The organism is Citrobacter sp. wls718, from assembly GCF_005280945.1.
Classification (GTDB): domain Bacteria; phylum Pseudomonadota; class Gammaproteobacteria; order Enterobacterales; family Enterobacteriaceae; genus Citrobacter; species Citrobacter gillenii.
In genome coordinates, this window is record NZ_SZWV01000060.1 from 12,593 (window position 1) to 21,263 (window position 8,671).

An 8,671-nucleotide genomic window follows, 5' to 3' on the forward strand; every position below is an offset into this window, starting at 1 on the left:
GCAGAGCGCCCGCCATCAGCACCGTCCTGCGGGCGAGCCAGAAGTCTCCGAGGGAGAATTCCAGTCCGACCATGAACAACAGCAGCGCCACGCCCAGCTCGGACAGAAAGCTCAGCGTCTCCCCCGGCGCGATCACGCCGATGACTGAGGGGCCCAGTACAACGCCGACAGAGAGATACCCCAGCAAGGCGGGCACTCTGAACGCCGCCGTCGCCATCGCCGCCAGGCTGCAAGCTGCCAGCAGGATTAGTGTAGTGCCGAGCAAGCCCTGCATCGGTCAGCGTCCCACTTGCGTCGACGTCCAGCGCACGATGTCCTGCGCGCCCATCACGCCGGCCTGACGGGCGATTTCCCGCCCACCCTGGAACAGGGCAAGCGTCGGGATGCTGCGGATACCGAACTGCGTGGCCAGGTGGGGCTCAGCCTCGGTATTCACCTTCGCCAGCCGGATCCTCGGTTCGAGCTGGTGCGCTGCTTGCTGGAACTGTGGCGCCATCATCTTGCACGGCCCGCACCATGGCGCCCAGAAATCGACCAGCAGCGGCAGATCGCTGCGCTCCACGTGGCGCGAGAACGTCGCCGTGGTCAACTCGATGGGCTCGCCCGTGAACAAGGGCTGCTGGCAGCGGCCACAGTTGGGATGTTCCGATAGCTTCGCAGTCGGTACGCGGTTGATGGACTGGCAATGCGGGCAGACAAGGTGAAGATCATTCTTCATGGTTCGCCTCCTTGGACCACAGTGAGGCTGCCTCGTTTCGGGTCACAGACAATGCCGACCAATCAACGCCTTGGAGCCAATCGTTCCCGTTTTTGCTTACTCCGGCCTCTTCCAGATGAGCAGCGATGAATGCTTCGGCCTGCATGAGCCACCTTCGGACAGCATCTTCCTTACTAGGAATCAGCAGGATTTCAGAGACGCTGCTGGCATTCAGCCCGTCCACACGGATAAGCAGAAAAATGCGCCGCCACAAACGCGGCATGTCCTTCAGCAGGTCAAATGCAAAAGCGAACTCGCTCGACCGATCAATCAGCTCCTCCTGTTCCGCGATCGTTGCGACATCGGGATGCTGACTGCCAGCGAAAATATCGGCCAGCTTGAGTGTGTCATCGTGCTGATAAAATTCGAAGATTTCCTCTTCCACCATGGCCTCGGCCACGTCTTGGGCATCCGGTTCGACCGGCGCGTCCAGAGAAACGGATTCGCCAAATTGCCGGCTGCTTGCCACTTCGTTATCCAGGACGGCGAACAGATGCTTCAAAAGACCGGTGTAAGCCTCTTTTTCCCCCGGCACGGATTGCCATTCCACCTTAGCTCGGACAATCGCTTCATCCACCACGTCGCGCAGCGTCGGATAATCGCGCGGTAAATCGCCGACGGCCCGCAGATAAGCCAGCTCACGCCTTGCGACAGCCTCAAGTTTCGACAGTAGAGGCATTCGGGTCACCTCGGCCTCATGGGCGGCTGATGCGGGTTTTGCGGCAATCCGCACCTTGAGCTCGCGCAAGCGCTCGCGTCGTGCTTTGCGCTTGATTTGATCCTGAGCATGCAGTCGGTCAAAATGCTTCTTGGCCTGACGGAACAACGACTGTGCGAGCATCTGCGCGAGGGGCGTCAGCTCGTTATGTGATGCAGTAACGCTGACAATCTTTTTGCCGGGCAGGTGCATATAGCCACTGGCCAGAAATTGCCGCTTGATCTTGTCGCGATCAAGGACGATTTGAAGTCGCGCTGAATCTTTAGTGTGTTTGTCGAGCAATGGCTTGAGGGCGTGCTCGATCACATTTCCCAAAGCTCTCTGCCAAGGTTCATGAAACTCTTTGTCGATAGCTCGATAGCTATATTGTATCTGCATGTATGACTCCTTCGATGTCATTTCTATGGAGGCATGAATCGAGGATGCTCATATCCATAGATTTTGGTTTGGCACGCTCTTACCCCAGGCGCGTTTTGCGAAGACTCCAACTCAAGAACAAAAGCGTGACGCCATAGACTGCCGCATGGAAACCCAACAGCCAGCCTGCGGCCACGAATGACTCGACCGGACGGGTAAAAAATATCCACAAGACGATAGCGCCAAGGATAATCGAGAGCAGTCCACTGAGGGCAAGCCAGATTTCACCCTTGATTTCCCGACGCAGCCGAACGGCGGCGGATATCTCCAGCACACCGGTGAAAATCGCCCAGAAGCCCACGCTAGCCCATAAAAAAGAAGCCAAGACTATCGTGGCGACCCAAGGAGCAACCAGGACGACGACGCCCGTAAGTATGCCGACAATGCCGCTGAACAGCAGCCAGCCCCAGCGCTCTTTTTTCTGGATATGGCGCACCGCTGCAAACAAGTTGAACGCGCCATTGACCAAGGAAAATGCGCCGAACATGATGGTCATGGCCAACAGAGCCGATTGTGGCATCCAGAACGCGAGGGCTGCAAAAATCAATGCCAAGACACCGCGCAGCACAAAAAGCCACCAATTTTGGCTCAGCGAACACAGTGCTTTGGTGGGGTCATCCGCATTGGAATTAGCGATGGTGTCTGTGTTCATGCAATATCTCCTAAAGATCTATACAAAATAAAAAATCAAACACTCATGGGACAAGAGAGGGGGCGCTATGCGCCCCCTCTCCAGCGGTTTCAGAACAACTTGGACAGTTTTGCCTTGACTTCATCGAGCCAGCCTTTTCCGCAGCCTCCCCCTCCCGTCTTTTCCTTGATTTTCTTGAGTTCAGCGTACAGGGGCTCAAAGTCCTTCCTTTTTCCATAGCCCAGCAGTTCTGCCATTTCCAACTGCTGCCGGGCTTCGTTCAACAATGTCTCCAGGCGCTCATTGGATGCTTCGCTGCGCTGACCATCTTCTACCAGGGGCTCGGCGCGCTTCAGGAGCAGCTTCGCACGCAGGACGGGCAGCGGAAGCACGCTGCGCTCCTCGACCAGCGTGCTGAGCGCTGACTGCAGCGCGGCTTTGGCTTCTTCGATCTTGCCCTGATCGATCAGCGGCACGACTGCCTTCACGGCTGCGGGATAGGACGCCAAAGGGATGTTGGTGACCGTGATCACGATTTCACTGGCCAGCAAAGCCAGCACGTGGCGAGCCTGTTGCACCTCGCCATGTTTGAGGGCATCCAGCGCCTCGTCGGTCATCGCCTCAATGGTTTCCGTGTTGGCGAACAAGTCGTGCACGATGGTGCGCACATCAACGCCGGCCAGGGCGAGCGTGGGTTCGCGCGCGACGATCAGCTCCAGCTTTCCCGTCACTTCGGCCAGCGTTGCCAATGCGCGTGCAGTGTCCTTGCCGTCAAGTGCGGCCAGCGCGGATTTGGTCAGCGACAAGGCCGAGACTGCCTCATCGAGGACTTGTTTACGTTTGTCTGCCGCCTGCGAGTCCGTTTCTTTCTGAACCTCAGGCTGTACCTCCGTGACGACTTCAGGCTTGGACTCTGGACTGACAGGAAGGCTGCTTACCGCGGCCTGTTCGTTTATTCCTTCGTTCGTCGCATTGGGATTCGGTGTTTGCTCATTCATGGTGATATGCCTCGTATGAGATAGTGAAAATAGGCGAATCTATTGGGGCTGAATGCGAACATCGCGAGACTGACCGACAGAGCAGTCAGCCCCTTCATCACCTCAAAACAGCTTTTGGATGCGCGTCTTCAACTCGTCGAACCATCCCTTGCCGCTTTTGCCACCAGCCGACTTTTGCTCAATGGACTTCACCTGATCGAAGATGGGTTTGAAGTCCGCCTTCTTGCCATAACCCAGGATCTGCGCCATCTCGATCTCCGTGCGCACGGACGACAGCAAGGTGCTGAGCTCCTCGTTCTGCTTGGCATCGCGCCTGTCGGTCTCGGCCAGCTTTTCAGCTTTTGCCATCGCGGCTTCGGCCCGTAGCACGGGCAGAGGAAAGGCGACCGAGGTCACCACCAGCGTGTTCAGTGCTCGGGCGAGTTCCGCTTTGGCGTTGTCGATCTTGCCGCTGTCGATGAGCCGTGCGGCCGACTTGATCGCTGCCGGGTACGTTGCCATCGGAAGGTTGTCGGTTTGGATTACGATTTCGCTGGCCAGATTGGCAACGATGGGCCGGGCCTTTTGCACCTCGCCATCACCCAACAACTCCCGAGACAACTTGACCACTTTCTTTACCGATTCCACGTTGGCGTGGATATCGTGGGTGATGACGCGTACATCGACCGGCGCCAAAGCAAGTTTGGCGTCGCGTGCCAATACCAGTTCCAGCTTTCCGCTGGCCAGTTCCAGCGCAGCAAGCGCCTCCTTGGTCTTCTTTGCATCAAGGAGGGTCAAAGCCTCCTGGGTCTTGGTGAGCGCCGTGATGGCGTCTTGAGTGAGCTCGGCACGCTTTTTATCGGCTTCCCGGGCGGCCTTGTCATCTACCTGTGGCTGTGCCGCCTTGGATGCGGCAGAGGGTGCTGCAGCACCTGGGCTAGAACCTGCCGCCGATTGGGCCAGAGCCGGTCCGCTCAGTCCGACGACGACCGCCAGGGCAAGTGCGGAGAAGGTGTATTGTGGCTGTTTGATATTCATGATCTTGGGCTCTTAATTGAAGTTAGTTGACTGAGATTTCAATCTGTTTCGGTTTGGCTTGCTCGGCCTTGACAAGCCGCACTTCCAGCACGCCGTCTTTCATGGAAGCCGTCACCTTGGTCGGATCAACGTTGTCAGGCAAGACAAAGCTGCGCACAAAGCGGCCATACGCACGTTCGATGCGGTGGAACTTCTTGCCCTGCTCCTCTTTTTCCAGTTTGCGCTCGCCGCTGATGGTGAGCACACCGTTTTCCGCGCTGACGCGCACGGCATCCTTGGGGACCTCCGGCAGATCCAGCTTGAGGAGGAATGCGTTCTCATCCTCGCTGATGTCCGCCATTGGTGCCCAGTCCGCCGTGGTCATGGCTTCGTTGCCGGTACGGGCGCCCTGTCGCTGGGGTATTCGTCCGAACATCGTCGCCAGGCGGTTTTGCAATTCATCCAGTTCCCGGAAGGGGTCCCACGGAGTCAATGCAGACATATCGGTTCTCCTTGAACAATGCCGACGAATTGGATGACGCACTGAACAGAGCCGTCGGTTTACTCTGAATGGCACCTACTACTGTTTTCAGTTCCGAACAAGTCCTTGAGTCAATTGACGGATATCGCTTTCGTCGAGCGTTTCCCGCGCCAGCAGCTCGCGCGCACAGCGCTCCAGCACCGCGCGGTTGATGTCGAGAATCCGGTAGGCGTGCTCGAACACGCCCATCACGATGTCGCGGATAGCCTGATCGATGCGCGCCTGGGTCGATTCGGCCACCCGGCAACCGCCGTGGGCCAGTTCCGGTGTATCGACAAAGCGGGGCCGCTGCGCCTCGAAGGCGATGTAGCCCAGGCCCTCGTCCATGCCAAAGCGGGTGATCATGTCGCGGGCGATGTCGGTGGCTCGCGCCAGATCGTCCGCCGCCCCGGTAGACAACTCGCCGAACACCAGCTTTTCGGCGGCACGCCCGCCCAGCAGTACGACGATCTTGTGCTCGAGATCGGTACGCGTCATCAGGAAGCGGTCTTCGGTGGGGCGCTGCAAGGTGTAGCCCAGCGCGCCGATGCCGCGCGGGATGATCGAGATCTTGTGTACGGGGTCGGTTTCGGGCAGCGCCAGCGCCACCAGCGCATGGCCCATCTCGTGATGGGCCACGGTTTCCCGCTCCTTGGGATTGAGCACGCGGCTCTTCTTTTCCAGGCCCGCACGATGCGCTCGATGGTCGCGGTGAAGTCCTGCAATTCCACGGCGGACGCACGGCGTCTCCTCGCCGCCAGCGCCGCCTCGTTGACCAGATTGGCGAGGTCCGCGCCGGAAAAGCCCGTGGTCAGTGCGGCTACCTGTTCGAGGTCTACATCCTGGGCCAGCGTCACCTTCTTGATATGAACCTTCAGGATGTCCAGCCGCCCCTTCTTGTCGGGCCGGTCCACCAGCACCTGGCGGTCGAAGCGGCCGGCACGCAGCAGCGCCTGGTCGAGGATTTCGGGGCGACCGCGGATCACGCTTGTAGACGACCGCGTGACCCGCGGGCACGACCGCCACCGCGATTGATGCCAGGGAGGCTGCCCATGCCAGGCCGATGGGGTCGGACACGGCAGCCTCGCCCGCCATCAAGATGCGTCGCTCGCCGACTTCTTCTTGCGCGAGCCTTTGCCAGCGTCGCCGTGCGGCGTCTCGGTCGCCTTCGCGACATCCGGCTGCTCCGGCTCGGCCGGGGTCTGCGGTAGCTCTTTGCGTTCGAACACCACGCGTTCGGCCTTGTCGTCCCAGCGTGCGCTGGCGTGATCGCCCTTGCCGATGCTGCCACCGAGCATCTCGCGCGCCAGCGCAGTTTCCAGCTCGCTGCGGATCAGGCGCTTGAGTTCACGCGCACCGAACTCGGGTTTGTAGCCTTCTTCCGCGAAATGGTCGATCAGCGTCTGATCGAAAGTGAGCGTCACGCCCTGGCTGGCGGCGCTGCGCGCCACGCGATCGAGCTGCAGGCCGACGATGTGGCGGATCTCCTCCTTGCCCAGCGCATGGAAGACGATGATCTCGTCGATGCGGTTGAGGAACTCGGGCCGGAAGTGGCCGCGCAGCACGTCCATGACCTCGGCCTTGGTCTTTTCGTACTCCTCGTCGGCCGCCCCACGCGCCTTCAGCCGTCGCTGGATGATGTCCGAACCCAGGTTGGACGTGGCGATGATGATGGTGTTGGTGAAATCCACCACCCGGCCCTTGCCGTCGGTGAGGCGACCGTCGTCGAACACTTGCAGCAGGATGTTGTAGACGTCAGGGTGTGCCTTCTCGATCTCGTCGAGCAGCAGCACGCTGTAGGGCTTGCGCCGCACCTTCTCGGTGAGCTGACCGCCTTCGTCGTAACCGACATAGCCCGGAGGCGCGCCCACTAGCCGCGCCACGGTATGGCGTTCGCCATATTCCGACATGTCGATGCGCAACAGGGCGTGCTCATCGCCGTAGATCGATTCGGCCAATGCCTTGGCGAGCTCGGTCTTGCCCACCCCGGTCGGGCCCAGAAACAGGAAGGTAGCCACCGGTTTGCTGCCTTCGCGCAGGCCGGCGCGGGACAGCCGCACGGCATCGGCCACGGCACGGACCGCCTCGTCTTGTCCCACCAGGCGCTCGTGCAGCCGTTGTTCCAAGTGCAGCAGCTTTTCGCGCTCTTCCACCGTCAACTCGTTGACCGGGATGCCGGTCAGGCGCGAGACGATCTGCGCCACGTGTTCCGCCTTGACCTCGGCACTGCCGGAGGCCCGCTCCCGCTCCCAGTTCTCGACGAGCTTCTTGAGCTCGGCCTCCTTGGCTTCGATGCGCTTGCCGAGCTCGGCGGCCTGGTCGTACTGCTTGCGCGCGGCCACGTAATCCTGTTCACGCCGCAGCTGGTGCAGTTCGGACTCCAGCTCCTGCACGGCCACCGGCCGGGCCGTGGCCGACAGCTTGACGCGCGCGGCCGCCTGGTCGAGCAGGTCGATCGCCTTGTCCGGCAGGAAGCGCGCCGTGATGTAGCGGTCGGACAACTCGGCCGCCGCGATGATCGCGTCCTCGGAGATGCTGACCTTGTGGTGCGCCTCGAAGGTGTCGCGCAGGCCGCGCAGAATCATGATGGCCTGGGCCACCGTCGGCTCGGGCACCGTCACCGGCTGGAAGCGCCGCTCCAGTGCGGCATCCTTCTCGATGTATTTCTGGTACTCGTTCAGCGTCGTGGCGCCGATCAGGTTGAGTTCACCGCGCGCCATCATCGGTTTGAACACGTTGGCCACGTCCAGCCCGCCTTCGCCACCGCCCTGGCCGGCACCGACGATGGTGTGCACCTCGTCGATGAACAAAATCAGCTCGCCCTGGTGCTCGGTCACCTCCTTCAGCACCTTCTGCACGCGCTCCTCGAACTCGCCGCGATATTTGGCGCCGGCCACCATGGCGTTGATGTTGAGTTCCACCAGGCGCTTGTCGCGCAAGGTCTCGGGCACTTCACCCGCCACCATGCGCTGCGCCAGCCCTTCGACGATGGCGGTCTTGCCCACACCCGGCTCGCCGATCAGCACCGGGTTGTTCTTCTTGCGCCGGGCCAGCACCTCGATGGTTGTTTCGATCTCCTGCGCGCGGCCGATCACCGGGTCGAGCTTGCCGTCGCGCGCCATCTTGGTCAGGTCGCGCGAGTACTTGTCGAGTTCTGGCGTGTTGGTCGGCGTCTCAGCGCGTCCATCCTCGGCGCCCTTGCCGACCACCTTGCTGACCTGTTGGCGCAGCGCCTGCGGCGTCAGGCCGTAGCGGCGCAGCAGGTTGGCGGCCAGCCCTTCGCCTTCCTCGGCCAGACCGATCAGGAAATGCTCTGGACCGACATAAGAATGGCCGAGTTCATTGGAGGCCACGAAGGCGCGGCTGAGCGCATCCTTCACGCGCGGCGACACGCCGATCTCGCCCTCGAAGGGCTTGTCCCCGCGCTTGGCCTCAGACTCGATCTGCCGCTTGAGGTCATCGACCTTGATCTTGAACTGACCCAGGATGGTCTTGACCACGTCGCTGTCGGCCAGCGCCAGCAGCAGATGTTCGGTATCCACCTCGGAGCGGCCAAATTCGGCAGCGTGTTTGGCGGCCTCCTGCAACAAGGCTTCCGACTGTTCGCTGATGCGGCTGGCCAGCCCACTGCCGC

8 protein-coding genes and 1 pseudogene are annotated in these 8,671 nt (G+C 60.8%); all 9 read right to left on the reverse strand.

Features of this window, described 5'->3' with window-relative positions; genetic code table 11:
* Positions 1 to 274, reverse strand: a 274-nt coding sequence (locus FDW95_RS11890; protein ID WP_170972996.1) for a cation:proton antiporter, incomplete at its 3' end; no start/stop codon positions are given.
* A 3-nt stretch (positions 275 to 277) separates the two neighbouring features.
* Positions 278 to 718, reverse strand: a complete 441-nt coding sequence (trx-GI, locus tag FDW95_RS11895) for a heat resistance system thioredoxin Trx-GI (protein WP_000786816.1) — start codon at positions 716 to 718, stop codon at positions 278 to 280.
* Positions 708 to 1,853 carry a hypothetical protein gene (locus FDW95_RS11900; RefSeq protein WP_047363777.1) on the reverse strand — a complete coding sequence of 382 codons (1,146 nt, stop codon included), beginning with the start codon at positions 1,851 to 1,853 and terminating at the stop codon, positions 708 to 710. Before FDW95_RS11900 ends, trx-GI begins: the two co-directional genes overlap by 11 nt.
* 79 nt (positions 1,854 to 1,932) lie before the next feature.
* Complete coding sequence (hdeD-GI, locus tag FDW95_RS11905; RefSeq protein ID WP_001090779.1) at positions 1,933 to 2,544, reverse strand: heat resistance membrane protein HdeD-GI; 612 nt, start codon at positions 2,542 to 2,544, stop codon at positions 1,933 to 1,935.
* Between the two features lie 89 nt (positions 2,545 to 2,633).
* Positions 2,634 to 3,521, reverse strand: a complete 888-nt coding sequence (yfdX2, locus tag FDW95_RS11910; RefSeq protein WP_016154558.1) for a heat resistance protein YfdX2 — start codon at positions 3,519 to 3,521, stop codon at positions 2,634 to 2,636.
* A 102-nt stretch (positions 3,522 to 3,623) separates the two neighbouring features.
* Complete coding sequence (gene yfdX1 / locus FDW95_RS11915; RefSeq protein WP_050311371.1) at positions 3,624 to 4,538, reverse strand: heat resistance protein YfdX1; 915 nt, start codon at positions 4,536 to 4,538, stop codon at positions 3,624 to 3,626.
* Between the two features lie 22 nt (positions 4,539 to 4,560).
* The gene (gene hsp20-GI, locus FDW95_RS11920) at positions 4,561 to 5,019 is read right to left on the reverse strand and encodes a small heat shock protein sHSP20-GI (protein WP_001275372.1); all 459 of its coding nucleotides are present in this window, start codon (positions 5,017 to 5,019) and stop codon (positions 4,561 to 4,563) included.
* 87 nt (positions 5,020 to 5,106) lie between these two features.
* Positions 5,107 to 6,011, reverse strand: a pseudogene (locus FDW95_RS11925) (ATP-dependent metallopeptidase FtsH/Yme1/Tma family protein); the annotation flags it as partial.
* 120 nt (positions 6,012 to 6,131) lie between these two features.
* A partial coding sequence (clpK, locus tag FDW95_RS11930) for a heat shock survival AAA family ATPase ClpK (RefSeq protein WP_249359061.1) occupies positions 6,132 to 8,671 on the reverse strand: 2,540 nt, incomplete at its 5' end.

Bases quoted from the DNA above. Each gene is read 5' to 3' on its own strand.
- trx-GI (WP_000786816.1), bottom strand. From the start codon at position 718: ATGAAGAATGATCTTCACCTTGTCTGCCCGCATTGCCAGTCCATCAAC.
- FDW95_RS11900 (WP_047363777.1), bottom strand. From the start codon at position 1,853: ATGCAGATACAATATAGCTATCGAGCTATCGACAAAGAGTTTCATGAA.
- hdeD-GI (WP_001090779.1), bottom strand. From the start codon at position 2,544: ATGAACACAGACACCATCGCTAATTCCAATGCGGATGACCCCACCAAA.
- yfdX2 (WP_016154558.1), bottom strand. From the start codon at position 3,521: ATGAATGAGCAAACACCGAATCCCAATGCGACGAACGAAGGAATAAAC.
- yfdX1 (WP_050311371.1), bottom strand. From the start codon at position 4,538: ATGAATATCAAACAGCCACAATACACCTTCTCCGCACTTGCCCTGGCG.
- hsp20-GI (WP_001275372.1), bottom strand. From the start codon at position 5,019: ATGTCTGCATTGACTCCGTGGGACCCCTTCCGGGAACTGGATGAATTG.